26 protein-coding genes and 1 pseudogene are annotated in these 26656 nt (G+C 59.3%); 22 read left to right on the top strand and 5 right to left on the bottom strand.

All coding sequences use genetic code 11. The features are described 5' to 3' along the window. Window positions 1-27: 27 nt before the first annotated feature. Complete coding sequence (locus CKW23_RS23545; RefSeq protein ID WP_162883710.1) at window positions 28-831, bottom strand: thermonuclease family protein; 804 nt, start codon at window positions 829-831, stop codon at window positions 28-30. Window positions 832-854: 23 nt separating this feature from the next. Next, on the bottom strand, window positions 855-1076 hold the full coding sequence (gene rpmE, locus CKW23_RS23540) for a 50S ribosomal protein L31 (RefSeq protein WP_025262296.1): 222 nt from the start codon (window positions 1074-1076) through the stop codon (window positions 855-857). A gap of 165 nt (window positions 1077-1241) precedes the next feature. Between rpmE and CKW23_RS23535 the strand changes: the two genes are divergently transcribed. The 10 genes from CKW23_RS23535 (at window position 1242) to CKW23_RS23490 (ending at window position 14407) form a co-directional block, all read left to right on the top strand. Further along, window positions 1242-3461 carry a primosomal protein N' gene (locus CKW23_RS23535; RefSeq protein WP_025262297.1) on the top strand — a complete coding sequence of 740 codons (2220 nt, stop codon included), beginning with the start codon at window positions 1242-1244 and terminating at the stop codon, window positions 3459-3461. 201 nt (window positions 3462-3662) lie between these two features. After that, window positions 3663-5399, top strand: a complete 1737-nt coding sequence (gene argS / locus CKW23_RS23530; RefSeq protein ID WP_095068439.1) for an arginine--tRNA ligase — start codon at window positions 3663-3665, stop codon at window positions 5397-5399. 1 nt (window position 5400) lies between these two features. Then, window positions 5401-6096, top strand: a complete 696-nt coding sequence (locus CKW23_RS23525; protein WP_025262299.1) for an SPOR domain-containing protein — start codon at window positions 5401-5403, stop codon at window positions 6094-6096. Between the two features lie 173 nt (window positions 6097-6269). Further along, entirely contained in the window at window positions 6270-6800 is a 531-nt protein-coding gene (hslV, locus tag CKW23_RS23520; RefSeq protein WP_025262300.1) for an ATP-dependent protease subunit HslV, read from the top strand. A gap of 46 nt (window positions 6801-6846) precedes the next feature. Beyond that, window positions 6847-8184 carry an ATP-dependent protease ATPase subunit HslU gene (hslU, locus tag CKW23_RS23515; RefSeq protein ID WP_025262301.1) on the top strand — a complete coding sequence of 446 codons (1338 nt, stop codon included), beginning with the start codon at window positions 6847-6849 and terminating at the stop codon, window positions 8182-8184. A gap of 122 nt (window positions 8185-8306) precedes the next feature. Then, window positions 8307-8684, top strand: a complete 378-nt coding sequence (locus tag CKW23_RS23510) for a gamma-butyrobetaine hydroxylase-like domain-containing protein (protein WP_038400088.1) — start codon at window positions 8307-8309, stop codon at window positions 8682-8684. 422 nt (window positions 8685-9106) lie between these two features. Beyond that, on the top strand, window positions 9107-10786 hold the full coding sequence (phaC, locus tag CKW23_RS23505) for a class II poly(R)-hydroxyalkanoic acid synthase (RefSeq protein ID WP_025262303.1): 1680 nt from the start codon (window positions 9107-9109) through the stop codon (window positions 10784-10786). Window positions 10787-10933: 147 nt separating this feature from the next. Then, window positions 10934-11791 (top strand): poly(3-hydroxyalkanoate) depolymerase, encoded by an 858-nt coding sequence (gene phaZ / locus CKW23_RS23500; RefSeq protein ID WP_025262304.1) that lies wholly within the window; start codon window positions 10934-10936, stop codon window positions 11789-11791. Between the two features lie 160 nt (window positions 11792-11951). Next, the gene (gene phaC, locus CKW23_RS23495) at window positions 11952-13637 is read left to right on the top strand and encodes a class II poly(R)-hydroxyalkanoic acid synthase (RefSeq protein WP_095068437.1); all 1686 of its coding nucleotides are present in this window, start codon (window positions 11952-11954) and stop codon (window positions 13635-13637) included. Between the two features lie 155 nt (window positions 13638-13792). Then, window positions 13793-14407, top strand: a complete 615-nt coding sequence (locus tag CKW23_RS23490; RefSeq protein WP_025262306.1) for a TetR/AcrR family transcriptional regulator — start codon at window positions 13793-13795, stop codon at window positions 14405-14407. 44 nt (window positions 14408-14451) lie between these two features. Here the strand turns inward: CKW23_RS23490 and CKW23_RS23485 are convergent, their stop codons facing one another. From CKW23_RS23485 to CKW23_RS23475, 3 genes are all read right to left on the bottom strand, one after another. Beyond that, on the bottom strand, window positions 14452-15228 hold the full coding sequence (locus tag CKW23_RS23485) for a phasin family protein (protein WP_025262307.1): 777 nt from the start codon (window positions 15226-15228) through the stop codon (window positions 14452-14454). A 10-nt stretch (window positions 15229-15238) separates the two neighbouring features. After that, the gene (locus tag CKW23_RS23480; RefSeq protein WP_025262308.1) at window positions 15239-15712 is read right to left on the bottom strand and encodes a phasin family protein; all 474 of its coding nucleotides are present in this window, start codon (window positions 15710-15712) and stop codon (window positions 15239-15241) included. 264 nt (window positions 15713-15976) lie between these two features. Next, entirely contained in the window at window positions 15977-16255 is a 279-nt protein-coding gene (locus CKW23_RS23475) for a polyhydroxyalkanoic acid system family protein (protein ID WP_025262309.1), read from the bottom strand. Between the two features lie 144 nt (window positions 16256-16399). Here CKW23_RS23475 and ubiE point away from each other — a divergent pair, with 144 nt between their 5' ends. The 12 genes and pseudogenes from ubiE to CKW23_RS27320 all read left to right on the top strand — a co-directional run bounded on the left by ubiE (window position 16400) and on the right by CKW23_RS27320 (window position 26618). Beyond that, window positions 16400-17170, top strand: coding sequence for a bifunctional demethylmenaquinone methyltransferase/2-methoxy-6-polyprenyl-1,4-benzoquinol methylase UbiE (gene ubiE / locus CKW23_RS23470; protein ID WP_025262310.1), 771 nt, complete (start codon window positions 16400-16402; stop codon window positions 17168-17170). Next, window positions 17170-17793: an SCP2 domain-containing protein gene (locus tag CKW23_RS23465; RefSeq protein WP_025262311.1), complete on the top strand. Its 624-nt coding sequence runs from the start codon at window positions 17170-17172 to the stop codon at window positions 17791-17793. Before ubiE ends, CKW23_RS23465 begins: the two co-directional genes overlap by 1 nt. After that, window positions 17790-19409 (top strand): ubiquinone biosynthesis regulatory protein kinase UbiB, encoded by a 1620-nt coding sequence (gene ubiB, locus CKW23_RS23460; protein ID WP_025262312.1) that lies wholly within the window; start codon window positions 17790-17792, stop codon window positions 19407-19409. Before CKW23_RS23465 ends, ubiB begins: the two co-directional genes overlap by 4 nt. A 70-nt stretch (window positions 19410-19479) precedes the next feature. Further along, a complete protein-coding gene (gene hisI, locus CKW23_RS23455) occupies window positions 19480-19872 on the top strand; it encodes a phosphoribosyl-AMP cyclohydrolase (RefSeq protein ID WP_025262313.1) in 393 nt (130 codons plus the stop codon). Window positions 19873-19874: 2 nt separating this feature from the next. Continuing rightward, window positions 19875-20207: a phosphoribosyl-ATP diphosphatase gene (locus CKW23_RS23450; RefSeq protein WP_025262314.1), complete on the top strand. Its 333-nt coding sequence runs from the start codon at window positions 19875-19877 to the stop codon at window positions 20205-20207. Window positions 20208-20249: 42 nt separating this feature from the next. Continuing rightward, window positions 20250-20525 (top strand): twin-arginine translocase TatA/TatE family subunit, encoded by a 276-nt coding sequence (locus CKW23_RS23445; protein ID WP_095068435.1) that lies wholly within the window; start codon window positions 20250-20252, stop codon window positions 20523-20525. 3 nt (window positions 20526-20528) lie between these two features. Continuing rightward, window positions 20529-20963 carry a Sec-independent protein translocase protein TatB gene (gene tatB / locus CKW23_RS23440; protein ID WP_025262316.1) on the top strand — a complete coding sequence of 145 codons (435 nt, stop codon included), beginning with the start codon at window positions 20529-20531 and terminating at the stop codon, window positions 20961-20963. After that, window positions 20960-21757 (top strand): twin-arginine translocase subunit TatC, encoded by a 798-nt coding sequence (gene tatC / locus CKW23_RS23435; protein ID WP_025262317.1) that lies wholly within the window; start codon window positions 20960-20962, stop codon window positions 21755-21757. The genes tatB and tatC overlap by 4 nt, the downstream gene beginning before the upstream one ends. After that, window positions 21754-22461 carry a 16S rRNA (uracil(1498)-N(3))-methyltransferase gene (locus tag CKW23_RS23430; protein ID WP_025262318.1) on the top strand — a complete coding sequence of 236 codons (708 nt, stop codon included), beginning with the start codon at window positions 21754-21756 and terminating at the stop codon, window positions 22459-22461. Before tatC ends, CKW23_RS23430 begins: the two co-directional genes overlap by 4 nt. A gap of 171 nt (window positions 22462-22632) precedes the next feature. Then, on the top strand, window positions 22633-24468 hold the full coding sequence (locus tag CKW23_RS23425) for a methyl-accepting chemotaxis protein (RefSeq protein ID WP_371856596.1): 1836 nt from the start codon (window positions 22633-22635) through the stop codon (window positions 24466-24468). 152 nt (window positions 24469-24620) lie between these two features. Next, window positions 24621-25757 (top strand): annotated as a pseudogene (locus CKW23_RS27325) (methyl-accepting chemotaxis protein); the annotation flags it as partial. Continuing rightward, the gene (locus CKW23_RS27320; protein WP_371856595.1) at window positions 25743-26618 is read left to right on the top strand and encodes a methyl-accepting chemotaxis protein; all 876 of its coding nucleotides are present in this window, start codon (window positions 25743-25745) and stop codon (window positions 26616-26618) included. The pseudogene CKW23_RS27325 and the gene CKW23_RS27320, both read left to right, overlap by 15 nt. The last annotated feature ends 38 nt before the right edge of the window (window positions 26619-26656 follow it).

The raw sequence follows: 26656 nt of genomic DNA, 5'->3' as shown, positions 1-26656 counted from the left end.
TAAAAAGCCGGATTCGGGCAATGAATGCTAGCGACTCGACAAGCTCAGCATGACCGGATGGGTAATCGGCATCATCCAGCGCGCCTGTCCTGACTCTAGACCACCGCGCCGGGAACGGTCCACCACCCAGCCGCGCGCCTCGATCTGCTTGCCTTTGAGGCGATCAAGCAGGCTGGAATCGAACAGAGGAATCTGCTTGGGAGCGATGCGCAATACCACAGAGTCCGACAGCTCGATCCAGATACCGCCGCGATTGCGCTGCACCCCCTGAACCTGTCCGGAAACCAGGGCAAAGCCGCCTTTGTCGATCTGCCCTGCTGGCTGGACCTGTGCATTACGCCAGACGCCCAATCCGGCCTGACGCGCCTTGAGTTCGGCGCTTTTCTGGCAATCGACCAGCGCCACGTTGGGCGCAACCGCCACCAGATAACCCAGGCCTTCGCCCAGCATCTGTGCTTCGAGATTGGCGCCGTTGCGGCCATAGACATTGGCCAGCGTACGACCGTAATGGTCCTGTGCCTGCTCACCGACCCGCAGACTGACCTGACCACCGCTTTCATCCACCAGCGCCTGCAGGCGGCGCTGGGCGGCCACGGCAAAAGGCTCGGCGGACTGGCCGTTCTTGCCGGTTTCGGGGGTATTGAGGCCGATCATCCGCACATTGCGTCCGTCGGCAAGCCGCAAGGTGTCGCCATCCACCACCCGTTGCACCTGGGCGACCGGGAGCCCTTGAGGTGCAGGGCAGAAAGCCTGGGCACCGGATGACCATATCGCGGCCATAAAAAAGGCACCCACGAGGGGTGCCTTTTCAAGCTGCCTGGAGTAGCGCAAAAGCCAGCCCAGAGCGGCCAACATTACTTGGCTTTGGTTGCGCCGAACGCACCGAAACGCGACTTGAACTTGTCGACACGGCCGCCAACGTCCAGAGTCTTCTGCTTACCAGTGTAGAACGGGTGGCACTCGTTGCAAACGTCCAGGCTCAGAGGCTGGGCGAGAGTCGAACGGGTTTTGATGACATTGCCGCAGCTGCAAGTAGCGTCAATGGCTTCGTAAACTGGATGGATATCAGCTTTCATGGATACTTCCTCGGTCTAGCGAGCCGCCACCCAACACTATTGTTGAATACCGCACGCAATTAGGCGGCGGATATTACCAGACAATCCGTCTGACGCAAGCGAACCTTTAAACCGGTCGTCTGCTAAGATCGCCCCTCTTTCCTCATCCACCACAGGAAGCATCGCTTGCCAAACGCCATCCTGCGCCTGGCCCTGCCCTCGCCGCTTCGCCGCCTGTTCGACTACCGCGCACCCGCCGGAGTCTCGCGCAGCGCCTTGCAGCCCGGCATGCGTCTGCGGGTGCCGTTCGGCCGACGGGAAATGATCGGCATTCTGGTGGAAGTGGTCGATCACAGCGAAGTCCCCGACGAAAAACTCAAGCCAGCCATCGCACTGCTCGACAGTCAGACACCCATGCCTGCGTCACTGTTCAAGCTGTGCCTGTGGACGTCCCAGTATTATCAGCACAGCCTGGGCGACACCCTGAGCTGGGCGCTGCCGGTTCTGTTGCGCCAGGGCGAACTGGCCGAAACACGCCAGGAACGCTTCTGGCACGTTACACCCGGCGCAAGTGTCGACGACCCGCGCATCGCCCGCGCACCCAAGCAGCGCGAAGCCCTGACCACACTGGCGCAGCACCCCCATGGCGTGGCGCATCAGTTGCTCAGCAAACTGATGCTTAACAAGGAAAGCCTCAATCTGCTGCTGGCCAAAGGGCTGGTAGAAGTCGAAGTGCGCAGCCATGCCCCTGCTGCGCGCCATGAACACTGGCTGGCGCAGCCGGAACTGCCGCTCAACAGCGAACAGCGCGCTGCCAGCGAAGCGATTCGTGCCGGTTTCGGCAGTTTTCATGCCTTCCTGCTGGCGGGCGTTACCGGCAGCGGCAAGACCGAAGTCTATCTGCAGTTGATCCGCGAAACCCTGGAGGCCGGCAAACAGGCGCTGGTGCTGATCCCGGAAATCAATCTCGGGCCACAGACTCTGGCGCGCTTCGAGCAACGCTTCAATGCCCGGATCGCCCTGTTGCACTCGGCCGTCAATGACCGCGAACGACTGGACGCCTGGCTGGCGGCCCGGGATGGCGAGGCCGACATCATCATCGGCACCCGTTCGGCGCTGTTCACCCCGATGAAAAATCCGGGGCTGATCATCATCGACGAAGAACACGACGGCTCCTATAAACAGCAGGAAGGCCTGCGCTATCACGCCCGGGATCTGGCGCTGGTCCGTGCGCGACAGGAAAACATCCCGATTGTACTGGGCTCGGCCACGCCTTCACTGGAAAGCCTGCACAACGCCTATACCGGTCGTTATGGCCTGCTGCGCCTGAACCAGCGGGCTGGCGGCGCGCAACAGCCACGCTTTCTGCGTCTGGACGTGAAAAGCCGCCCACTGGACAGCGGCATTTCCGGGCCGATGCAGCAAGCCATCGGCCAGACCCTCGCGGCGGGCCAGCAAGTGCTGGTTTTCCTCAACCGTCGCGGCTTTGCGCCAACCTTGCTGTGCCACGATTGCGGCTGGCTGTCGGGCTGCCAGCGCTGCGATGCACGCATGACTGTCCATCAGCGTTCCGGCGAGCTGCGCTGCCACCATTGCGGGCATGTGGAGCGTGTACCGCGCCAGTGCCCTTCGTGCGGCAAGGTGGATCTGCGGCCCGTGGGCGCAGGCACCGAACGGGCCGAGGAGCGGCTGGCAATTCTGTTCCCGGACTTCCCGGTATTGCGCGTCGACCGCGACAGCACGTCGCGCAAGGACGCGATGAATCAGTTATTCGCCACCATTCAGCGCGGGCAGCCCTGCATTCTGGTGGGCACGCAAATGCTCGCCAAAGGCCATCACTTCCCTAGAGTGACGCTGGTTTCGATTCTGGACGCCGATGGCGGGCTGTTTTCCGGCGATTTCCGCGCCAGTGAGCGCATGGCGCAGTTGATCGTGCAGGTAGCCGGACGTGCCGGGCGCGCCGAAGAGCCGGGCAAAGTGATTATCCAGACCCATCTGGCCGATCATCCACTGCTGATCCAGTTGACCGAGCAAGGCTACTTCGCCTTTGCCGAACAGGCCCTGAGCGAGCGACGCGCTGCCGGCTTGCCGCCCTTCTCGCATCTGGCCCTGCTGCGCGCTGAAGCCCACAAGCCGGGGCAGGCAGAGGAATTCCTCGATCAGGCCTGCGCCGAAGCCGAGCAGTTGCTGGCCCAAATGAATCTGAGCGGCGTTGAACTACTGGGGCCAGTCCCTGCTCCCATGGAGCGACGCGCCGGACGCTACCGGGCGCAACTGCTGGTCCAGGCAAACGCCCGCGCGCCGCTGCATCGCATGCTCAGCACCTGGCTGTTGATGCTGGAACAAATGCCCAGCGGCAGGCAGGTGCGCTGGTCGCTGGATGTGGACCCGGTGGATCTTTATTGAGAGGCGTACTTTTTCGCGAATGAGTTCGTTCCTACGGCTGTGGGTGCATTTCGCAAGCCGGCAGGAACGAATTCATTCGCGAAGCCCACCCCGCGCACATCAGGCCTAAAAGGTTGGCAAGGTGGCTCCAGCAACGGATAATGCCCAGTTTTTCCACCCGCGCATCCCGGCGCCACCGCGCTTGCGGTTGAAGAGAGCATCATGAAAGACACCATTCGCCAGCTGATTCAACAAGCCCTGACCCGTCTCGTCACCGAGGGCGTCTTGCCAGAAGGGCTGACGCCGGCGATTCAGGTGGAAAACGCCCGCGACAAGACCCACGGCGACTTCGCCAGCAATATCGCGATGATGCTCGCCAAGCCGGCTGGCATGAAACCCCGTGATCTGGCTGAAAAACTGATCGCCGCACTGCCTGCCGACGAGCAGGTCAGCAAGGTCGAAATCGCAGGCCCGGGCTTTCTGAACTTCTTCCAGAACACTCAGGCACTGGCTGCGCGCCTGGATGCCGCACTGGCCGATCCGCAGTTGTCGGTCCGCAAGGCTGGCGCAGCCCAGCGCGTGGTCGTCGACCTGTCGGCGCCGAACCTGGCCAAGGAAATGCACGTTGGCCACTTGCGTTCGACCATCATCGGCGACGGCGTGGCCAATGTCCTGGAGTTCCTGGGCGATACCGTGATTCGCCAGAACCACGTGGGCGACTGGGGCACTCAGTTCGGCATGCTGCTGGCCTACCTCCAGGAAAAACCGGCCACCAGCGACGAGCTGTCGGACCTGGAAAACTTCTACCGTGCCGCCAAGCAACGCTTCGACGAATCCGAAGAGTTCGCCGAGCGCGCTCGCGGTCTGGTGGTCAAGTTGCAGGCGGGCGACACCGAATGTCTGGCCCTGTGGACGCGATTCAATGAAATCTCGCTGTCCCACTGCCAGAAGACCTACGAACGCCTCAACGTCAAACTGACACCCGCTGACGTCAAGGGCGAAAGCGCCTACAACGACGATCTGGCCAATGTCGTCAGTGACCTGAAAGCTTCCGGCCTGCTGGTGGAAAGCAACGGCGCCCAGTGCGTCTTCCTCGAAGAGTTCCGCACCGCCGAAGACACCCCGCTGCCGGTTATCGTACAAAAGGCCGGTGGCGGCTACCTGTATGCGACCACCGACCTGGCTGCCATCCGCTATCGCAGCAAGACCCTCAAAGCCGACCGCGTTCTGTATTTCGTGGACCAGCGTCAGGCCCTGCACTTCCAGCAGGTGTTTGAAGTCGCCCGTCGCGCCGGTTTCGTTCATGAAGGCATGCAGCTGGAGCACATGGGCTTCGGCACCATGAACGGCGCCGATGGCCGCCCGTTCAAGACCCGCGATGGCGGCACCGTCAAACTGATCGACCTGCTCGACGAAGCCGAAGAGCGCGCCTATGCGCTGGTGAAAGAGAAAAACCCGGAGGTCGCCGAAAGCGAGCTACGCACTATCGCCAAGGCCGTGGGCATCAGCGCGGTGAAATACGCCGACCTGTCCAAGCATCGCACCAGCGATTACAGCTTCAACTTCGATCAGATGCTGAGTTTCGAGGGCAACACCGCGCCGTATCTGCTCTATGCCTACACCCGCGTATCCGGTGTGTTCCGCAAGCTGGGCACGCCGTTCGATGCCACTCAAGGCCAGATCGTTCTGCAGGCGCCTCAGGAACAGGAGCTGGCTGCACGCCTGGCTCAGTTCACCGAAACCCTGAACAATGTTGCAGAAAAAGGCACGCCTCACGTTCTTTGTGCTTACCTGTATGACCTTGCGGGTCTGTTTTCCAGCTTCTATGAAAACTGCCCGATCCTTGGTGCGGAAAATCCCGATCAGCAACAGAGCCGTCTGCGTCTTGCAGCGTTGACCGGTCGCACTCTCAAGCAAGGCCTGGATCTATTGGGTCTGGAAACTCTGGAGCGTATGTAAGTTGGCAGTTGCGAAGAAGAAACCGGCTCCCAAGCGGGGCGCCAGCCGTTATCAGGCACCCGCGAAGAAGCCGATTCCAGGATGGTTATGGCTGGCGATTGGCTTGACCGTGGGTGCATTCATCGTCTTTCTGATGAAGCTCGAACCCGGCGGTGAAGACGTAAAACGCGCCAAGGCCGAGGCCAAGGCAGCAAAAATCGCCGAAGCGAACAAGACGCCACCGAGCCCGACGGCACCGGTCAAGCCGAAGTACGACTTCTACACGCTGCTGCCGGAATCGGAAGTGATCGTGCCGAACGAAGCGGTACCGGAAAAGACACCACCGCCCGTGACCCCGATTGCCCCCGTGTCGCCTGAGCAGGCGGCGAAGATCGACACCGCACGCGCCCAGGCGGCCCTCAGCGGCCTGACACCGCCACCGGCACCGCCTGTAGCGACCGCGAAACCGGCGCCAGTGACTCAGTTCTTCCTGCAGGCGGGCTCGTTCCGCAAAAAAGAAGATGCCGACAAGGTTCGCGCGCAGATCATCCTGCTCGGCCAGACCTCGACAGTGGAGTCCGGTACGGTCAAGGAAGAAACCTGGTACCGAGTGCTGGTCGGCCCGTTCAGCAACCGCGAACAACTCACCACCGCCCAGAAGCAATTGGCGAGCGGTGGATTTAGTAACCTGTTGTTGCAGCAGCGCAGCAAGCAATAAGGCGTAGGTGCGAATTCATTCGCGAAGATCGGTATTTCGGACCTTTCGCGAATGAATTCGCTCCCACACAGTCAGCACACGTGGATTATCCCCTCGCGGTTGAAATACCCAACCCCACCCCCATATGAGTCTGCATCAGGGCATTTTCGCCCCGCTGCGTGGAGACTCTCCCCTTGACCACCATCGTTTCAGTGCGCCGCCACGGCAAAGTCGTCATGGCTGGCGACGGCCAGGTTTCCCTGGGCAACACCGTCATGAAAGGCAACGCGAAGAAAGTACGCCGCCTGTATCACGGTGAAGTGATCGCCGGTTTCGCCGGAGCCACGGCTGACGCCTTCACGCTCTTCGAGCGTTTCGAGGGTCAGCTGGAAAAGCATCAGGGCCATCTGGTACGCGCCGCTGTCGAACTGGCCAAGGACTGGCGTACCGATCGCTCCCTCAGCCGCCTGGAAGCCATGCTGGCCGTCGCCAACAAGGACGCTTCGCTGATCATCACCGGTAACGGCGATGTCGTGGAGCCTGAAGACGGCCTGATCGCCATGGGTTCGGGTGGCGCGTTCGCCCAGGCTGCTGCCCGTGCGCTGCTGCTCAAGACCGATCTGTCGGCCCGCGAAATCACCGAGACTGCATTGCACATCGCTGGCGATATTTGCGTGTTCACCAACCACAACATCACCATTGAGGAGCAGGACCTCGCTGAATAAGCCGCTGCCTAGCCGACTTCTTTCTGCCTGAGGACCATCAATTACCATGTCCATGACTCCCCGCGAAATCGTCCACGAACTCAACCGCCATATCATCGGCCAGGACGATGCCAAGCGCGCCGTCGCCATTGCCTTGCGCAATCGCTGGCGCCGGATGCAGTTGCCTGAAGAGCTGCGCGTCGAAGTAACCCCGAAGAACATTCTGATGATCGGCCCGACCGGTGTCGGCAAGACCGAAATCGCCCGTCGCCTGGCCAAGCTGGCCAACGCGCCGTTCCTGAAGGTTGAAGCCACCAAGTTCACCGAAGTGGGCTATGTGGGCCGTGACGTGGAGTCGATCATTCGTGATCTGGCCGACGCCGCCATGAAGCTGCTGCGCGAGCAGGAGATCGTCAAGGTCCGTCATCGTGCAGAAGATGCAGCCGAAGACCGCATCCTCGATGCACTGCTGCCGCCAGCACGCAGCGGTTTCAGCGAAGAACCGGTTTCGACCAGCGATTCCAATACCCGTCAGTTGTTCCGCAAGCGCCTGCGCGAAGGTCAGCTGGACGATAAGGAAATCGAGATCGAGGTCAACGAAACCGTGGGTGTGGATATTTCCGCGCCGCCGGGCATGGAAGAGATGACCAACCAGTTGCAAAGCCTGTTCGCCAACATGGGCAAGGGCAAGAAGAAGAGCCGCAAGCTCAAGGTCAAGGAAGCGCTCAAGCTGGTGCGCGACGAAGAGGCCAGCCGCCTGGTCAACGACGAAGAGCTGAAGGTCAAGGCGCTGGAAGCTGTAGAGCAGCACGGCATCGTGTTCATCGACGAAATCGACAAGGTCGCCAAGCGCGGCAACTCCGGCGGTGTCGATGTCTCTCGTGAAGGCGTACAGCGCGACCTGCTGCCGCTCATCGAAGGCTGCACCGTGAATACCAAGCTGGGCATGGTCAAGACCGACCACATCCTGTTCATCGCTTCAGGTGCATTCCACCTGAGCAAGCCAAGCGACCTGGTACCTGAGCTGCAAGGCCGTCTGCCGATCCGCGTCGAACTCAAGGCCCTGACGCCTCAGGACTTCGAGCGCATCCTCAGCGAGCCGCATGCCTCGCTGACCGAGCAATATCGCGAACTGCTCAAGACCGAAGGCCTGGGTATCGAGTTCCAGCCTGATGGTATCAAGCGTCTGGCCGAGATTGCCTGGCAGGTCAACGAGAAGACCGAAAACATAGGCGCCCGCCGCCTGCACACCCTGCTTGAGCGTCTGCTTGAAGAAGTGTCGTTCAGCGCCGGTGATCTGGCTGGCAGCCCCGACGCCTCGCCTATCCTGATCGACGCCGACTACGTCAACAGCCACCTGGGCGAACTGGCCGAAAACGAAGACCTGTCGCGGTATATTTTGTAAGAGTTGCACGTTGGGAGCTGCAAGCTGCAAGCTGACCGATGCTTGTAGCTTGTAGCTGCTTTCACTTGAGGCTTGTCACTCCCCCACTTGTAGCTTGCCGCTTAAAGCTTGAGGCTATCTTCATGCCCCCCATCCCCACCGCCATCCAGCTCCACAAAGCCTCGAAAACCCTGACGCTGAAGTACGGGGCGGATGAGGTCTATCATTTGCCTGCGGAGTTTCTTCGGGTGCATTCGCCTTCTGCCGAGGTTCAGGGCCATGGCAAGCCGATCCTGCAATTCGGCAAGCTGGGTGTAGGCCTGAGCAAGATAGAGCCTGCGGGCCAGTACGCGCTAAAGCTGACGTTCGATGATGGCCACGACAGCGGTCTGTTCACCTGGGAGTATCTCTACGAACTGTCCAGGCGCCAGGAATCCCTGTGGGAGGATTATCTGCTGGAGCTGCAAAAGGCCGGCAAGTCCCGCGACCCTTCCGAGCAAGTCATCAGGCTCATGCTCTAACCCTCAGAAAAACGACGGCATACGCCCGTCAGTTTTTCCCGCTGTCCCCAATAGCGCCAATCTTTTCCGGAAAGCTCTAGCCTGCCGTTTGACGTATTAGGAAGCGCTTTCTAATCTGTTTTGTTTCAATGTCCCGCGCAGCGGTCAATGACTGACGCTGCTTGCGATTTTTTGAAATCTCGCGTAACCAATGACTTTGGTAAATTCCCTGCATCCCTCCGATGCGCGAATAAGCAGTATGCAAAGCAGTGGTCACACGAAGCGCAGCTGTTCAGGCGCCTTCGCGGTAGCTTGCATAACAAAACCCGGGAATTGGCAGCCAAGCCATCATCGGTCACACGAGCAGTAGTACTGGCGACTCGCCTGTGTCACTGGTTCACAGGGAAAGTCAGTACTCGTCTCAGGACAATGGAGCGTCGTAGATGAGTAGCAAGAACAACGATGACCTGCAGCAGCATGCCTCTGAACACACCTTGGGTCTGAACCCGGTGGTTGGCTTGCGCCGCAAGGATTTACTGACCACCGCTCGCATGGTTCTGCGCCAGGCAATCAAGCAACCGTTCCACAGTCTCAAGCATGTCGCCCACCTGGGTGTTGAAATCAAGAACGTGATGTTCGGCAAGTCGGCCCTGCAACCCGCCGCGGACGACAGACGCTTTGCGGATCCGGCCTGGAGCCAGAACCCGCTGTATCGCCGTTATCTGCAGGGTTACCTGGCCTGGCGCAAGGAACTGCATGACTGGATCGACGGCAGCAACCTGACACCTCAAGACATCAGCCGTGGTCATTTTGTGATCAACCTGATGACCGAAGCCATGTCTCCGACCAACACGGCCGCCAACCCGGCGGCGGTAAAGCGGTTTTTCGAGACGGGCGGCAAAAGCATTTTCGATGGCCTGGCGCATCTGGCCAAGGATCTGGTGCACAACGGCGGCATGCCGAGCCAGGTCAACATGGATGCCTTTGAAGTCGGCAAGAACCTGGGGACCACCGAGGGTTCGGTGGTGTTTCGCAACGAAGTGCTGGAGCTGATCCAGTACAAGCCCATCACCGAGCAGGTCCATGAACGGCCATTGCTGGTCGTACCGCCGCAGATCAACAAGTTCTATGTCTTCGACCTGAGCCCGGAAAAGAGCCTGGCGCGCTTCTGCCTGCGCAGTAACGTGCAGACCTTCATCATCAGTTGGCGCAACCCGACCAAGGCACAGCGTGAGTGGGGCCTGTCCACCTACATCGAGGCCCTCAAGGAAGCGGTGGATGTGGTGACTGCCATCACCGGCAGCAAAGACATCAACATGCTCGGCGCCTGTTCGGGCGGCATCACCTGCACCGCATTGCTGGGGCATTACGCCGCGCTGGGCGAGCAGAAGGTTCATGCCCTGACGTTGCTGGTCAGCGTGCTGGACACCACGCTGGATACCGAAGTCGCCCTGTTCGTCGATGAGCAGACCCTGGAAACGGCCAAGCGCCACTCCTATCAGGCTGGCGTACTGGAAGGTCGCGACATGGCCAAGGTATTCGCCTGGATGCGCCCCAACGACCTGATCTGGAACTACTGGGTCAACAATTACCTGCTGGGTAATGAACCACCCGTGTTCGACATTTTGTTCTGGAACAACGACACCACTCGCCTGCCCGCCGCCTTCCATGGCGACCTGATCGAGATGTTCAAGAACAACCCGCTGACCCGCCCCAATGCCCTTGAAGTCTGCGGCACGCCGATCGATCTGAAGCAGGTCACCAGCGACGTGTTCTGCCTGGCGGGCACCAACGACCACATCACGCCCTGGGCTTCCTGCTACAAGTCAGCCCGCCTGTTTGGTGGCAAGACCGAGTTCGTGCTGTCCAGCAGCGGCCATATCCAGAGCATCCTGAATCCTCCGGGCAACCCCAAGGCGCGCTACATGACCAATCCGGAAATGCCGGCCGAACCTTCGGTCTGGCAGGAAAACGGGACCAAGCACACCGATTCGTGGTGGCTGCACTGGCAGGCCTGGAAGACCGAGCGCTCAGGCAAGCTGAAGAAGGCACCTGCGGCACTGGGTAACAAGGCATTCCCGCCAAGTGAAGCCTCGCCGGGTACATACGTTCACGAACGCTAAGCTGATAGAGAAGAGCGAATGCTTGCTGCCGGGTCCAGGACGGAAGTACCGGCAACAGGCAGGCGCAAACATGACCGTCGCACCTCGGTCGATCTGGTAAAAGCGCAGGACGGCTTTCCCAGCGGTTTAACCAACAGGGCTTAGCGTATGCCTCAACCGTTTGTTTTCCGTTCCATCGATCTGGACGGTCATACCATCCGCACCGCAGTGCGACCCGGCAAGAGCCATCTGACGCCCTTGCTGATCTTCAATGGCATCGGCGCCAACCTTGAGTTGGTGTTTCCGTTTGTCGACGCGCTGGACCCTGATCTGGAAGTCATCGCTTTCGATGTACCGGGAGTTGGTGGTTCTTCGACGCCCAGCCGCCCTTATCGTTTTCCGGGGCTGGCGAAGCTGGCGGCGCGCATGCTCGATTACCTGGATTACGGCCAGGTCAATGCGATTGGTGTGTCATGGGGCGGAGCGCTGGCTCAGCAGTTCGCTCACGACTACCCCGAGCGCTGCCGCAAACTGGTGCTGGCGGCGACGGCGGCCGGCATGATCATGGTGCCGGGCAAACCTCGTGTGTTGTGGTTGATGGCCAGCCCACGGCGTTATATCCAGCCGTCCCATGTCATCCGCATTGCGCCGGAAATCTATGGCGGTGCCTTCCGGCGCGATCCGCATCTGGCAGCCAATCATGCGGCCAAGGTACGTTCGTCCGGCAAGCTGGGTTACTACTGGCAACTGTTCGCCGGCATGGGCTGGACCAGCGTCCACTGGTTGCACAAGATCCATCAGCCGACGCTGGTCCTGGCCGGCGACGACGATCCATTGATACCACTGGTAAATATGCGCCTGCTGGCCTGGCGTATACCCAATGCCCAGCTACACATAATCGATGACGGTCATTTGTTTCTGATCACACGAGCCGAAGCCGTGGCTCCCATCATCATGAGTTTCCTGCAGCAGGAGCGCCAACGCGCTGTCATGCATCCACAGCCCACGCCACCCAAAGGGCACTGATCCGACACGTCGTACTCAACGAAGCAGGAACGCTTCGAGACAATCGCTTTACCGACTGCGCCACGACAGGAGTGTCACACGGAGCAGAACGACGCATGCTGCCATGACAGGCGCTGCGTCAGTCCACTGGTTGATGGCTTGACGAAGGAGTGTTGCCCTCATGCGAGAAAAATCAACGAAGGTCGCCGCCACGACTCCGGCGACTTACATAAATGCACAAAGCGCTATTACCGGCCTGCGCGGTCGAGACCTGTTTCATACCCTGCGCAGCGTCGCCTCCCAAGGCTGGAAACATCCACTGCGCAGTGCCCGACATGCCCTAGCGCTGGGCAGCCAGCTGGGCAAAGTGATGCTTCTGGGAGACATGCCCCATACCCCCAACCCGCGCGACAGCCGCTTCGCGGACCCGACCTGGAGCCTGAACCCGCTGTACCGTCGTGGCTTGCAGGCTTACCTGAGCTGGCAGCACCAGACTCGACTCTGGATCGATGAAAGCGACCTGTCCAAGGACGACCGGGCACGGGCGCACTTTCTGTTCTCGCTGATCAACGATGCGCTGTCACCGTCCAATACACTGCTCAACCCGCTGGCCATCAAGGAGCTTTTCAACTCCGGCGGCAGCAGCGTGCTCAAAGGCTTGGGCCATATGGCCGACGACCTGCTGCACAACAATGGCCTGCCTCGTCAGACCACCAAGGATGCCTTCGAGATTGGCCGTACGCTCGCCACCACTCCAGGCTCCGTGGTGTTTCGCAATGAAATGTTCGAGCTGATCCAGTACAAGCCGATGAGCGAAAAACAGTACTCCCGGCCTTTGCTGATCGTCCCGCCACAGATCAACAAGTTCTACATCTTCGACCTGAGCTCCACCAACAGCTTTGTGCAGTACGCCCTGAAGAATGGCCTGCAAACCTTCGCTATCAGCTGGCGTAACCCCGATGTACGGCATCGCGAATGGGGACTCTCCAGTTACGTCGAAGCGACCGAGGAAGCCATGAACATCTGCCGGGCGATTACCGGCGCACGGGAAGTCAATCTGCTGGGCGCCTGTGCAGGAGGCCTGACTATCGCAGCCCTGCAAGGCCATTTGCAGGCCAAGCGGCAGATCCGCCGGGTCGCCAGTGCGACTTACATGGTCAGCCTGCTGGACAGCCAGATCGAAAGCCCGGCTACGTTGTTCATCGACGAGGAAGCCCTGGAAGCAGCCAAGCGTCGCTCGTATCAGCGCGGCGTGCTGGAGGGCAGCGACATGGGCCGGATCTTTGCCTGGATGCGCCCCAACGACCTGATCTGGAGTTACTGGATCAACAACTACTTGCTGGGAAAGACTCCGCCCGCGTTCGACATCCTGTACTGGAACAACGACACCACGCGCCTGACGGCAGCGCTGCATGGCGACCTGCTGGACTTCTTCAAACACAATCCGCTCAGCCATCCTGGCGGCCTGGAAGTCTGCGGCACGCCCATCGACCTGCAGAAAGTGACGGTGGACAGCTTCAGCATTGCCGGCATCAACGACCACATCACGCCTTGGGATTCAGTCTATCGATCAACGCTGCTGCTGGGCGGCGAGCGACGCTTCCTGTTGGCCAACAGCGGCCACGTGCAAAGCATCCTCAACCCGCCGGGCAACCGCAAAGCCAACTTTGTCGAAAACGACAAACTGAGCAGCGACCCTCGGGCCTGGTATTACGATGCCAAGCACAACGAAGGCAGTTGGTGGCCAACCTGGCTGAAATGGATTCAGGAACGCTCCGGCACCCAGCACGAAACCCGGATCGAACTTGGCAACGCCAATTACCCTTCGATGGAAGCCGCGCCGGGAACCTATGTGCATATGCGTTGAAGGTGTAAGCAGGAGCGAATTCATTCGCGAGACGTCATTGGAGGCGATAGATTTTCTTCGGATGTACGGGCCTGTCGCGAATAAATTCGCTCCTACGATGCTAACAACCGAACGCCATCAGTTTTGCGTCCCTGAACCCCAAACAAGAAGACTGGATGAAAACCCGCGACCGCATACTTGAATGCGCCCTGATACTGTTCAATCAGCAGGGCGAGCCTAATGTATCCACTCTGGAAATCGCCAACGAACTGGGTATCAGCCCCGGCAATCTCTATTACCATTTCCATGGCAAGGAGCCGTTGGTGATGGGATTGTTCGAGCGTTTCCAGGCCGAACTGGCACCGTTGCTCGATCCACCTGCCGATGCGCGACTCAATGCCGAAGATTACTGGCTGTTCCTGCACCTGATCGTCGAGCGTCTGGCGCACTACCGTTTTCTGTTTCAGGACTTGTCCAACCTGGCCGGTCGCCTGCCAAAACTGGCACGCGGCATTCGCAACCTGCTCAACTCCCTCAAGCGCACCCTGGCTTCGCTACTGGCCAGACTCAAGGCTCAAGGGCAATTGATCAGCGAAACCCAGGCACTGGGGCAACTGGTGGAGCAGATCACCATGAACCTGCTGTTCTCGCTGGACTATCAGCGCATTCTGGGACGCGAAGGGGAAGTACGGGTGGTGGTCTATCAGATCATGATGCTCGTGACACCGCATCTGATACCGACATCAAGGCAGGCGGCCGAAGAGCTGGCCATGCAGTATTTGAGCAGGTAAACCCGACCTGTCGAACAGGTCGGGCTGGATGCAGCAACCTGTTATCAGGCCTGACCGGTTGTTGGCGTCGACGCAGGGGGGGTCGACGGCGCAGCAGCCGGAGAAGCAGCAGGTGTCGCCGAGGCCGACGCTGCTGGTTTGGCAGCAGGTTTTGCAGCCGGCTTCCTGGCAGCAGGTTTTTTCGGAGCAGGTTTGGCTACCGATTTGGCCTTGTCTGCAGTCGAAGATGCAGCCTTGCTCACAGCATCGACCGGCTTGGCGGCAGCTTTCTTGACTGCCGGTTTGGCCGCTGCGGTTTTGGTTGCAACCTTGTCTGCGGTTTTCGCCACAGTCTTGGCAGCAGCCTTGACCAGCGGTTTCGCCGTGCTTTTGGCAGGTGCTGTCGAACGGGACGCAACCGGCTTGGCCTTGGCGCCTGTCAACAGCTCGATCTGGCGGGTCAGTTCATCGACCTTGCCGTGCAACGCCTGCACTTCATTACGGCTCGGCACACCGAGGCGCGAAATGGCACTGTTCAGACGCTTGTCGAACGCGCCTTCGAGTTCATTCCATTTGCCCAGCGCGAGATCCTTCACGTCACCCACACGGGACTTGGCAGCCTTGGCAGTATCCTTGGCATTGTCGAGTTGCTTCTCGGCTTCTACCTTGGTCTGCTTCTCGGCCTTTTCGCCGTCTTTTACCAGTGTTTCAAATAACTTACTGCCGTCATTGCTGATCTTGGAGTAAGCGCCCAAACCAGCCAGCCAGATCTGGCGAGAGTATTTTTCAACCTCGCCAATCCAGGAGCTGCCTTCTTTTTCAACTTTTTTCTTGCCAGCCATCCTGCTCTCCTTAATGTTCAGGCTCGATACGTTCGAGCTTTTTGGGCTCATTACGCTCGAGCTTTTTAGGCCCGACACGTTCAAGCAATGCCGTCAGCTCATCGAGCTTAGCAGAGAGTGTCTCAACATCATGTTTAGATGGAATGCCGATCCGGTTCAAGCCCTTGGCGACACGGCGATCAAAGGCGCTTTCGATCTTGTCGAACTGAGCCTCGACACGGCCCTTGACGCCTGAAACCTCGCCTTTTATCGAATCGATTTCGCTGTTGGCCGCTTCAAGCTTTTCATCGACAGCCTTCTTGGCGTCTTTCTCCACTTTTTCGCCAGTCTTGATCAGTTCTCTGACGTACTCGGTGCCTTCCTGATTAGCCTTGGCATAAGCGCCCAGGCCAGCCAGCCAGATTTTGCGGGCATACAGTTTCACTTCGGAAAACGCTGTTGCCTGCTCGTCTTCAATTTTTTTCTTCAGGGTAGCCTTGGCCATGGTGCACCTCACTCTCGAAAGTTCAAGGAACCGCCCTTGTGGGGGCATGACTCAAAGGTACGGAGAAAAATTAGAATGCACACCCTAGTGTGGAAAACACAGTCTCCTTCGCGAAAGGCCAGGGCATCTGAAAAGAATCTATCGCTTTCAATGACGTCTCGCGGATAAATCCGCTCCTACTCAGCCGATGGCCGCGCAGGTTAGGTGGCTACTGAAGTAGGAACGAATTCATTAGCGAAGGGCGTTTGAACTCTCACCCGGCACTCAAGCCACCAGCGCCTTATCCAGCACACGTTCCACTTCGGACTTGATCGAGCCGCTCATGGCCGACAGGATGAAGTTCAGTTCGATGCTGACGCGGATAAGTGCCTCTTCAACTTCAACCTTGCCTTTGGCGCCCTTGCCTTCGAGTTTCACGGTGTCGCCGACCCACTCATGGGCCAGCCCGTATTTCTCAGACAGTTTCTCGACCAACTGCTCAGCCCTCTCCCGCGCCTTGTCACGGCCCAGAGTGTGCGGGCGCTCAACCGTTATTTTCGCCATTGGAGAGTTCCTTTTTCGTCGAATGAATCGCGGCGCAACTATAACAGTCGCTCGTCCCGAAGAAAGCCCTGACGATGAGCCTTGTCAAGACAAAGCCAGCCCTGGCGATTAGAATGATCGGCATTCTATTCCGGCGGCAGCGATATGAACGATCAGCGCAAAGGTAGCGATACCGAACCCACCACTCATTTCGGCTACAAAAACGTACCGGAAAGCCAGAAGGCCGAGAAAGTCGCTGAGGTTTTCCACTCCGTAGCGGCCAAGTACGACTTGATGAACGACCTTCTGTCCGGCGGCATGCACCGGCTCTGGAAGCGCTTCGCCATTGAGCTTTCCGGTGTTCGCACGGGCAACCGGGTACTGGATATCGCGGGCGGCACGGGCGACCTGACCCGCAAGTTCTCGAATCTGGTCGGCCCGACCGGTCATGTGGTCCTGGCAGACATCAACGCTTCGATGCTCAAGGTCGGGCGTGATCGCCTGCTGGACCTGGGCGTTTCGGGTAATGTCGAGTTCGTACAGGCCGACGCCGAGAAGCTGCCGTTCCCAGACAACCATTTCGATTGCGTGACCATCGCTTTCGGCCTGCGCAACGTGACGCACAAGGAAGATGCCCTGCGCTCCATGCTGCGCGTGCTCAAGCCCGGCGGTCGCCTGTTGGTGCTGGAGTTCTCCAAGCCGACCAACAAGCTGATGTCCAAAGCCTATGACGCCTACTCGTTCGCGTTCATGCCGTTCATGGGCAAGCTGGTCACCAACGACTCGGAAAGCTATCGCTATCTGGCAGAGTCGATCCGCATGCACCCGGATCAGGAAACCCTGAAGTCGATGATGGTAGACGCCGGTTTTGACCGGGTGACCTACCACAACATGACATCCGGCATCGTCGCCCTGCACCGCGGTATCAAGCCCTGATGCTGCTCCGGGGTCTGCTCGCCAGCGTCGAGCACGGCATCAATCGCGTGCTGCGCCTGGACAGCACGGCTGCGCCGCGTCTTGCCGCACTGACAGGCAAGATCATCGCCATCGATTGCCGTGACCCGGCCTTGCAACTGTTCATCCTGCCCAGTGACGAAGGCCTGCTGCTGGCGGCTGACTGGGCAGCCGATGCCGATTGCATCCTGCGCGCCCCGGCAGCCAGCCTGCTGCGTCTGGCGTTGAGTCAGGACAAGACCGCCGTGCTGCATGGCCCCGAAGTCGAGCTGGACGGTGACAGCGCCGTCTTGCTGGAGCTGGTCGGCATCCTGCAAGACCTGGAGCTGGACTGGGAGCATGAGCTTTCCCGCTGGCTTGGCCCGGTAGCCAGCCCGTTGCTCAGTGGCCACCTGCGCAGCCGCGCACGCTGGACCCGCGATAACTTCGCCAGCCTCAGCCAGAATGTGGCCGACTACCTGAGTGAAGAATCGCGTACTCTGGTCGGCAAACACGAGGCCGAAGCCCGCTTTGCCGAACTCGATCAGATCAAAATGGATCTGGAACGTCTTGAGGCGCGCTTTGCACGCCTCGCCCAATCCCTCAATTCCAGCGATAACGCATGAAGCTGCTTGCCGTCCGCCGTCTGTTTCGTATCAACCGCGTCGTGATCCGCTATCGCCTCGATGACCTGCTCTTCGCTCTTCCGCTGCCGTGGTGGATGCTGGCCGTACGCTTTGTGCTGCCGTGGCGCTGGTTGCCGCGCAAGGCCTCGGACCTGAACCGTGGCGCACGCCTGCGCCTGGCGCTTCAGGATCTTGGGCCGATCTTCATCAAGTTCGGCCAGTTGCTTTCGACCCGACGCGACTTGCTGCCCGAGGACATTGCCGACGAGCTGATGCTGTTGCAGGACCGCGTCCCGCCGTTCGACCAGCAACTGGCCGTGCAACTGATCGAAGAGCAATTGGGTGCAAGAATCAGCGAGGTCTTCAGCCGCTTCGACGTGACGCCACTGGCTTCTGCTTCCGTGGCCCAGGTACATGCCGCACGCCTCAAGAGCGGCGAAGAAGTGGTGGTCAAGGTCGTGCGCCCGGGCCTCAAGCCCATCATCGGCCAGGATCTGGCCTGGCTGTTCATCCTGGCCCGTACCGCCGAGCGGCTGTCTGCCGATGCACGGCTGCTGCATCCGGTGCAGGTGGTCAGCGACTATGAAAAAACCATCTACGACGAACTGGACCTGCTGCGCGAAGCCGCCAACTCCAGCCAGTTGCGCCGCAACTTCGAAGGCTCAGACCTGCTGTATGTGCCCCAGGTCTACTGGGACTGGTGCCGCCCGAAAGTGCTGGTCATGGAGCGTATCTACGGCGTTCAGGTCACCGATCTGGCGACTCTGGCCGATCAGCGTACCGACATGAAGCTGCTGGCCGAACGCGGTGTGGAGATCTTTTTCACCCAAGTGTTCCGTGACAGCTTCTTTCATGCCGACATGCACCCCGGCAATATTTTCGTCAGCACGGTCAATCCGTGGCGCCCGCAGTACATCGCCATCGACTGCGGAATCGTCGGCAGCCTGACGCCACAGGATCAGGATTATCTGGCCCGCAACCTGTTTGCCTTCTTCAAGCGCGATTATCGCCGGGTGGCGCAATTGCACATCGATTCAGGCTGGGTGCCCGCCGAAACCAAGCTCAACGAGTTCGAGGCCGCGATTCGTACCGTTTGCGAACCGATCTTCGAGAAGCCGCTCAAGGATATTTCCTTCGGCCAGGTGCTGATGCGCCTGTTCCAGACTGCACGCCGCTTCAATATGGAAGTCCAGCCGCAACTTGTATTGCTGCAAAAGACCCTGCTCAATATCGAAGGCCTGGGCCGTCAGCTCTATCCGGACCTGGATCTGTGGACCACCGCGCAACCCTTCCTGGAGCGCTGGATGCGTGAGCGGGTCAGCCCCAAGACCCTGGTTCAGAACCTGCAGACCCAGGTCGAACAGTTACCGCATATTGCAGGCATGACCCGTGACCTGCTGGAGCGCCTGTCACGGCCCCACGCTAACGACCCACCGCCGCCACGATTCGGCTCCAGCGATGGCTGGGCCTTGCGCCTGCTGGGCGCGGCACTGCTGAGTGGCGGCGCGGTGCAGGTCTGGGCGTTGAGCGCAGCCGGCCTGCCACTGTTGACGCTGACTGCATGGCCGGTTGGAATCATGCTGGTGGCCGGGCTGTATCTGATCGTTCGCCGATAGCCAGCGACGCATGTGACTGGCACACTGTTCAACCCGCCGGGATTATTGAAGCCCGGCTGCCGGAGTAGTTATGAAAGACTGGCTGGACGAAATCAAGTGGAACAGCGACGGTCTGGTGCCTGCAATCGCTCAGGATCACAAGACCGGTCGTGTATTGATGATGGCCTGGATGAACCGCGAATCCCTGAGCCTGACTGCAAAAGAGAACCGTGCAATATATTGGTCGCGTTCGCGTGGCAAACTCTGGCGCAAGGGAGAGGAATCCGGCCACGTTCAGCAGTTGCATGAACTGCGCCTGGATTGCGACGCCGACGTCATCATCCTGATGGTCGAGCAGATCGGCGGCATTGCCTGCCATACCGGACGCGAAAGCTGCTTCTACCGGGTTTATGAAAACTCGGGCTGGAAGACGGTCGACGCGGTGCTCAAAGACCCGGATGCCATTTATCACGCAGGACACTGAACATGACTGATACCTTGTCCCGTCTGGCCCAGGTGCTGGAATCGCGCAAGGATGCCGCTGCCGACAGCTCGTATGTCGCCAGTCTGTACCACAAGGGTTTGAACAAGATTCTGGAAAAAATCGGTGAAGAATCGGTCGAAACCATCATTGCTGCCAAGGATGCCGCCATCAGCGGTGACTGCAGCGATGTCATCTACGAAACCGCTGACCTCTGGTTTCACAGCATGGTGATGCTGGCGGCACTCGGTCAGCATCCACAGGCTGTGCTCGATGAGCTGGACCGCCGTTTCGGGCTGTCCGGACACGCAGAAAAAGCTGCACGCACGGCGGATTAACTACCTGTCTTTCAGGTTCGAATTTTCTACGAGGAATGCTTCATGGGTATTTTTGACTGGAAACACTGGGTCGTCATCCTGATCGTGGTCGTGCTGGTTTTCGGCACCAAGAAACTCAAGGGCCTGGGTAGCGATATCGGCGAATCGATCAAGGGCTTTCGCAAGGCCATGAACGATGACGAGAAACCTGCCGAGCAGCCAGGGGCGCAGCCACAGCAGGCTCAGGCCGCACCTCAGTCCTCGCCGCTGAACCAGCCGCACACCATCGACGGGCAGGCGCATAAAGTCGAAGAGCCGACCCGCAAAGACCAGGTGTAAGCCATGTTCGGTATCAGCTTCTCTGAACTGCTGCTCGTGGGTCTGGTGGCCTTGCTGGTGCTGGGCCCCGAACGCCTGCCGGGCGCAGCGCGCACCGCCGGCCTGTGGATAGGCCGGTTGAAGCGCAGCTTCAATGCGATCAAACAGGAAGTTGAACGTGAAATCGGTGCCGACGAAATCCGTCGGCAACTGCACAATGAGCACATTCTGTCTCTGGAAGAAGAGGCGAGAAAAATCTTCTCGCCCCACTCCGAGCCAGAACCTGCCGCAGAGCCGCAGAACGAACCGCAAGCAGCACCCACCCAGGAAATCGGTCCGGCAGAACCGGCACCCAAGAGCCAGCTGTCTCTGGAAAAACGTCCCAAACAGACGGCATCCCCGGTACCGGTCACGCCACCTTCCGCCCACGATTCGTCACTGCCCCCACGAGCCCCATGAGCGATATCCCGGAAAACGATCAGCAAATGCCGCTGGTCTCGCACCTCACAGAATTGCGTACACGCCTGCTGCGTTGTGTTGCGGCGGTGTTCCTGATTTTTGCCGGTCTGTTCTACTTCACTCAGAAGATCTACACGCTGGTTTCGGCTCCGCTACGGGTCTACCTGCCTGAAGGCGCGACAATGATCGCCACAGACGTGGCCTCGCCGTTCATCACGCCGTTCAAGCTGACCATGATGGTAGCGCTGTTCCTGTCCATGCCGGTCATCCTGCACCAGATATGGGGCTTTATCGCGCCAGGCCTGTACAAGCACGAGAAGCGTGTTGCCGTTCCTTTGCTGGTATCGAGCATCATCCTGTTTTATGCAGGCATGGCGTTCGCTTACTTTCTGGTCTTCCCGCTGATATTCCACTTCTTCGCCAGCGTGACGCCTGAAGGCGTGTCAATGATGACTGACATCGCCAGTTATCTGGACTTCGTCATGACGCTGTTCTTCGCCTTCGGTGTCGCCTTCGAGATTCCGGTAGCCGTGGTGCTGCTGGTCTGGATCGGCATCGTCGACGTGAAGTACCTGAAAAAGATTCGTCCCTACGTGATCATCGGCTGCTTCGTGGTCGGCATGATACTCACGCCGCCGGACATCTTTTCCCAGACCCTGCTCGCCGTGCCCATGTGGCTGCTGTTTGAACTGGGCATCCTGTGCAGTTCGATGATCAAGAAGCGTGGCGAACACCCGGACGACCAGCCCGACGACGCTGACAAGCAAGACCAGCCGCCCGCGACACTGTCGTGAACCTGCTGCTTCTTGAAGAGGCCGACTTCATTGCGGTCGACCGGGTCATTCTGCGCGACAGGCGCCTCAAGCACATGCAAGAGGTGCATCGCGCAGAAATCGGCGACAGCCTGCGCGTAGGCCGCCTCAACGGCTTGCTGGGCACCGCCGAACTGATTCGTCTCGAAAGCCATGAAGCCGAATTGCGCATCAGCCTGGACACTGCACCTCCCGCCAAACTGCCCCTGACCCTGCTGCTGGCCCTGCCTCGGCCCAAGATGCTGCGCCGGGTGTTCCAGACGGTTGCGACCATGGGTGTCCCGAAAGTCATCCTGCTCAACAGCTACAGAGTTGAGAAAAGCTTCTGGCAGACGCCATTTCTGGAGCCCGACGCCATTCGTGAGCAACTGATTCTGGGGCTGGAACAGGCTCGCGACAGCGTGCTGCCAGAGATCGTGATCGAGAAGCGCTTCAAACCGTTCGTCGAAGATCGTCTGCCACAACTGGCACAAGGCACGCTCGGGCTGGTGGGTCATCCCGGTGAGTTTGCGGCCTGCCCGCGAGCAGTTGAGCAACAGGTCACACTGGCAATCGGTCCCGAAGGTGGCTGGATTCCCTATGAAATCGACCTGCTGCGCAAATCCGGCCTGCAACCGGTGCAACTGGGTGACCGCATACTGAGAGTCGAAACCGCCGTGACAGCCCTGCTGGCCCGTCTATTCTGAGCCTTTCTTTTATCGGTTCCCTGACTACAGTTTTGTAATTGAGAGCCGATGTAGAAGCGAATCTATAAAAATAGATATTGAGGAGTTGTCATGTATCGCTGGTTCGCTCGAAGTCTCGCAAACGCGGGTGTAAGTTTGAAATTGGCGATCGGCTTCGGTCTGGTCCTGGCATTGACGCTGATGATTACGGCTACGGCCTGGCTCAGCACACAAGGCCTTATCTCTCGCGGAGACAGGGTTGCGTCGATCACCGATGTCAACGTGCTGACGCTTGAGCTGCGCATCAATCGCATGCGTTACGAAACACTGTACAACGCCGAAACAGCCAGCGCTGTCGTGGCAAATCTGGACAAGCTCGACGCCGCACTCAAGTCAGCCAGAGCCTTGCTCCGATCCCCTGAGAATATCAAGCGGCTGGACGCCCAGATCCAGAGCGCCAATGAGTATCGCCAAGCCTTCGGCGAAATGACCAAGGCTATCGAAACCCGTGAAGGCACTCGCAGCCTGATGGGCGACAATGCCGACAAGGCCGTTGCCGAAGTCGGCAAGATCGAAGCCGAACTCTTGAAAGCCGACAACATCCTGGCCTTCAACAATATTGTCGGTGCCAGCAAACAGATCCAGCAGGCTCGCTTTCAAGTGCGCGGCTACACCTACAGTGGCCGCGCTGAATTCGAGAAAAACGCCAATGCGGCCATCGATGAAGCGATGACCGGTATCAATACGCTGGCAGGTGATATTTCCTCGTCTTACCTGCCCATGCTGCAACAAGCCATTGCCGGCCTGAAAGGTTATCGCGCTGCTGTTGGTCAATACCGCGATGCGCAGGCAGCCAGTAAGGTAGCGCTGGAAAAAATGACGGCACTTGGCATAAAAATGCTGGCCGTCAACGATGAAATGATCGATGCACAGACCGTCAGCCGCGATGCCGAAAGCGCAAAGTCGGTCATGATGATTGCCGTCGCAACAGCCCTGGCACTGGTCTTTGGCATTCTGGCGGCCTGGGTCATCACTCGCCAGATCACCGTACCGCTGCAAAAGACACTCGACGTGGTAGAACGTGTTGCCTCCGGTGACCTGAGCCAGAATCTGGTCATTGATCGCAATGACGAACTGGGCAGGCTGCAAGGCAGTATCCAGCGCATGACCGTTTCCCTTCGCGAGCTGATTGGCGGTATCCGCGACGGCGTGACCCAGATCGCCAGCGCTGCCGAAGAATTGTCCGCTGTGACCGAACAGACCAGCGCCGGGGTCAACAGCCAGAAGGTCGAAACCGATCAGGTCGCCACAGCCATGCACGAAATGACGGCAACGGTGCAGGAAGTTGCGCGCAATGCCGAAGAAGCGTCGGAAGCGGCCGTTGCCGCCGACCAGCAGGCCCGCGAGGGTGAGCGCGTGGTGAAAGAAGCGATTTCCCAGATCGAGCGCCTGGCCTCCGCGGTCGGCAACTCCACCGAAGCCATGGGCGCGCTCAAGCTGGAAAGCGACAAGATTGGCAGCGTTCTGGACGTAATCAAGTCGGTGGCCGAGCAGACCAACCTGCTGGCCCTGAACGCGGCCATCGAAGCGGCACGGGCCGGTGAAGCCGGTCGCGGGTTTGCGGTAGTAGCGGACGAAGTACGCAGCCTCGCGCAGCGTACCCAGAAGTCCACCGAAGAAATCGAAGCACTGATCGCCAGCCTGCAGAACGGCACTCAGCAAGCCTCGAGCATCATGGACAGCAGCCGCGATCTGACCGCCAGCAGCGTGGACCTGACCCGCCGCGCCGGCACGTCGCTGGAAAACATTACCCAGACCGTGTCTGCAATCCAGTCGATGAACCAGCAGATTGCCGCAGCGGCAGAGCAGCAAAGCGCCACCGCCGAAGAGATCAACCGCAGCGTGCTCAACGTTCGCGACGTCTCCGAGCAGACCTCCGCAGCCAGCGAAGAAACCGCCGCTTCCAGCGTCGAACTGGCGCGCCTGGGCAATCACCTTCAGGTGCTGGTGGGCCGCTTCAAAATCTGACGCGAGCAGGAAGCGGTGCATGTCACCGCTTCCTTGTTCGACAGGTTACGCCCCTCAACGTGACCGGTTTCACCCGAAAGTCCTCCTCGGAAATCTCCTACGACCTCTTCAGGTCCAGCGATACCTCTCTCCTGCCGATGCGCTCATGACGCATGCCCTGCAACCTTCAGGGACTGCTTTTGCTCGCTGATCGCAGGAGAATCCCGATGTTTAGATGGATCAATCACTCGCTCGACAACATGAGCGTCAAACTCAAACTGTCCCTGGGCTTCGGCCTGGTTCTATTGCTGACTCTGGCTATCACGCTGACCGGCTGGCATGGCCTGGACACCATGATCGAGCGCTCCGAGTCGCTGTCCTCGATCGGCCAGCTCAGCAACCTGACCAAGGACCTGCGCGCCGAGCGCATTATTTTCCGCGAGGAAAATACTCAGGAAAACGCCAACCGGGTGGTAGAACGGCTCAATGAGCTTGAGGCTCAACTGGCGACGCTGCGCCGGGAAACCGATGATGCCAAAAGCATCGCGCTGCTTACCGAGCAGAGCCAGATCGTCAGCCGCATGGAAAAGGCCTTTGCCGACCTGGGGCTTGATCGCAAGGCACGCGACCAGTCGCGTATCGAGCTGGACCAGCAATCGGAACAGGCAGTGAAAGCCGTCGCACAGGTCGAAAGTGAAGTGCTCAAGGCCGTGAGCCAGGAGCAGGACAACAGCGAACGGCTGGATGAATTCACCAATATTTCCCAGCTCAAACAGCAGATCCAGATTGCCCGCTATCAGGTCCAGGCCTACACCTTTACCAACAAGGAAGCCGACGAATCGGCCGCTATCGCCGCCATCGACGAAGCACTCAAGGAAGTGCAGCAGATTGCCCAGGAGCAGGCCGACGAGAATATCCAGGGCCTCATACCCGCCAGCGAGACGTTACAGCGTTATCGCGAGCAACTGACCCGCTTCAAGGACATTCAGGTCAAGGTCGAGGTCCTTCAGGAAAACATGGAAGACCTGGGCGACAAGATGCTGGACCTAGTTGCCCGGCTGATCAGCCTGCAAAGCACCCAGCGCGATGTCGAGGCTGCTGGCTCGCGAACCCTGTTGACCAGTGTGGCCGGGCTGGCATTGCTCATCGGGCTATTGGCAGCCTGGGTCATGACGCAACAGATCACGCTTCCTTTGCAGCAGACGCTGGTCGCAGCCGGGCGCATTGCCAAAGGCAATCTGAGTAAGGATCTGGATATTCAGCGTCAGGATGAAATGGGCCAGCTTCAAGACAGCATGCAGACCATGACCTCAAGCCTGCGGCATCTGGTAAGCGGCATTGGCGATGGGGTCACCCAGATAGCCAGCGCTGCCGAACAGCTCTCGGCAGTAACGGAGCAGACCTGTGTCGGGGTCAACAGCCAGAAAGACGAAACCGATCAAGTCGCCACCGCCATGAATCAGATGACGGCAACGGTGCAGGAAATCGCCCGCAATGCACAAGAAGCCTCTCAGGCGGCGGTCACTGCCGATCAGCAGGCCCGTGACGGCGACAAGGTGGTCAGTCAGGCCATCAGCCAGATTGAGCAACTGGCCAGCGAAGTCGCCAACTCCACCCAGGCCATGAATCGGCTCAAGCTGGAAAGCGGCAAGATTGTCGGAGTGCTCGATGTGATCAAGTCCGTCTCCCAGCAGACCAACCTGCTGGCCCTCAATGCGGCCATCGAAGCGGCACGGGCCGGTGAAGCCGGGCGCGGGTTTGCTGTGGTTGCTGACGAGGTACGAGGCCTGGCGCAACGCACCCAGGAATCCACAGAGGAAATCGAGGAACTGATCGCAGCCTTGCAGAGCGGCACCCAGCAAGTCGCCACGACTCTGGACAACAGTCGCAGCCTGACCGACAGCAGCGTGGAACTGAGTCGTCGTGCGGGGTGTGCGCTGGAGCAGATAACCCGGACGGTGGCCACCATTCAGGACATGAACCAGCAGATCGCGACCGCCAGCGAGGAACAGAGCAACGTGGCCGAGCAGATAAACAGCAATGTGCTGAGGGTGCGGGATATTTCGGAACAGACCGCTGCTGCGAGCGATGAGACAGCCGCATCAAGTGTCGAACTGGCCCGGCTGGGCACTCACTTGAGGGAACTGGTGGGGAAGTTTCGGGTGAATTAAGAGCTTCACGAATAAATTCGCTCCTAGGGGGATTTTCA

Origin of the sequence: Pseudomonas sp. Irchel 3A18, from assembly GCF_900187465.1 — a bacterium.
GTDB lineage: Bacteria > Pseudomonadota > Gammaproteobacteria > Pseudomonadales > Pseudomonadaceae > Aquipseudomonas > Aquipseudomonas cichorii.
Note: the sequence above shows the minus strand (reverse complement) of the source record. Positions and strands in the feature narration are given on the sequence as shown.

What these genes read in the sequence shown, in the direction of transcription:
- CKW23_RS23445 (WP_095068435.1), top strand. Translation starts at nt 20,250, where the DNA reads ATGGGTATTTTTGACTGGAAACACTGGGTCGTCATCCTGATCGTGGTC.
- phaC (WP_095068437.1), top strand. Translation starts at nt 11,952, where the DNA reads ATGCGAGAAAAATCAACGAAGGTCGCCGCCACGACTCCGGCGACTTAC.
- CKW23_RS23480 (WP_025262308.1), bottom strand. Translation starts at nt 15,712, where the DNA reads ATGGCCAAGGCTACCCTGAAGAAAAAAATTGAAGACGAGCAGGCAACA.
- tatB (WP_025262316.1), top strand. Translation starts at nt 20,529, where the DNA reads ATGTTCGGTATCAGCTTCTCTGAACTGCTGCTCGTGGGTCTGGTGGCC.
- CKW23_RS23450 (WP_025262314.1), top strand. Translation starts at nt 19,875, where the DNA reads ATGACTGATACCTTGTCCCGTCTGGCCCAGGTGCTGGAATCGCGCAAG.
- phaC (WP_025262303.1), top strand. Translation starts at nt 9,107, where the DNA reads ATGAGTAGCAAGAACAACGATGACCTGCAGCAGCATGCCTCTGAACAC.
- CKW23_RS23490 (WP_025262306.1), top strand. Translation starts at nt 13,793, where the DNA reads ATGAAAACCCGCGACCGCATACTTGAATGCGCCCTGATACTGTTCAAT.
- hisI (WP_025262313.1), top strand. Translation starts at nt 19,480, where the DNA reads ATGAAAGACTGGCTGGACGAAATCAAGTGGAACAGCGACGGTCTGGTG.
- rpmE (WP_025262296.1), bottom strand. Translation starts at nt 1,076, where the DNA reads ATGAAAGCTGATATCCATCCAGTTTACGAAGCCATTGACGCTACTTGC.
- CKW23_RS23465 (WP_025262311.1), top strand. Translation starts at nt 17,170, where the DNA reads ATGCTGCTCCGGGGTCTGCTCGCCAGCGTCGAGCACGGCATCAATCGC.
- CKW23_RS23475 (WP_025262309.1), bottom strand. Translation starts at nt 16,255, where the DNA reads ATGGCGAAAATAACGGTTGAGCGCCCGCACACTCTGGGCCGTGACAAG.
- phaZ (WP_025262304.1), top strand. Translation starts at nt 10,934, where the DNA reads ATGCCTCAACCGTTTGTTTTCCGTTCCATCGATCTGGACGGTCATACC.
- CKW23_RS27320 (WP_371856595.1), top strand. Translation starts at nt 25,743, where the DNA reads ATGCAGACCATGACCTCAAGCCTGCGGCATCTGGTAAGCGGCATTGGC.
- tatC (WP_025262317.1), top strand. Translation starts at nt 20,960, where the DNA reads ATGAGCGATATCCCGGAAAACGATCAGCAAATGCCGCTGGTCTCGCAC.
- ubiE (WP_025262310.1), top strand. Translation starts at nt 16,400, where the DNA reads ATGAACGATCAGCGCAAAGGTAGCGATACCGAACCCACCACTCATTTC.
- CKW23_RS23510 (WP_038400088.1), top strand. Translation starts at nt 8,307, where the DNA reads ATGCCCCCCATCCCCACCGCCATCCAGCTCCACAAAGCCTCGAAAACC.
- ubiB (WP_025262312.1), top strand. Translation starts at nt 17,790, where the DNA reads ATGAAGCTGCTTGCCGTCCGCCGTCTGTTTCGTATCAACCGCGTCGTG.
- argS (WP_095068439.1), top strand. Translation starts at nt 3,663, where the DNA reads ATGAAAGACACCATTCGCCAGCTGATTCAACAAGCCCTGACCCGTCTC.
- CKW23_RS23485 (WP_025262307.1), bottom strand. Translation starts at nt 15,228, where the DNA reads ATGGCTGGCAAGAAAAAAGTTGAAAAAGAAGGCAGCTCCTGGATTGGC.
- hslU (WP_025262301.1), top strand. Translation starts at nt 6,847, where the DNA reads ATGTCCATGACTCCCCGCGAAATCGTCCACGAACTCAACCGCCATATC.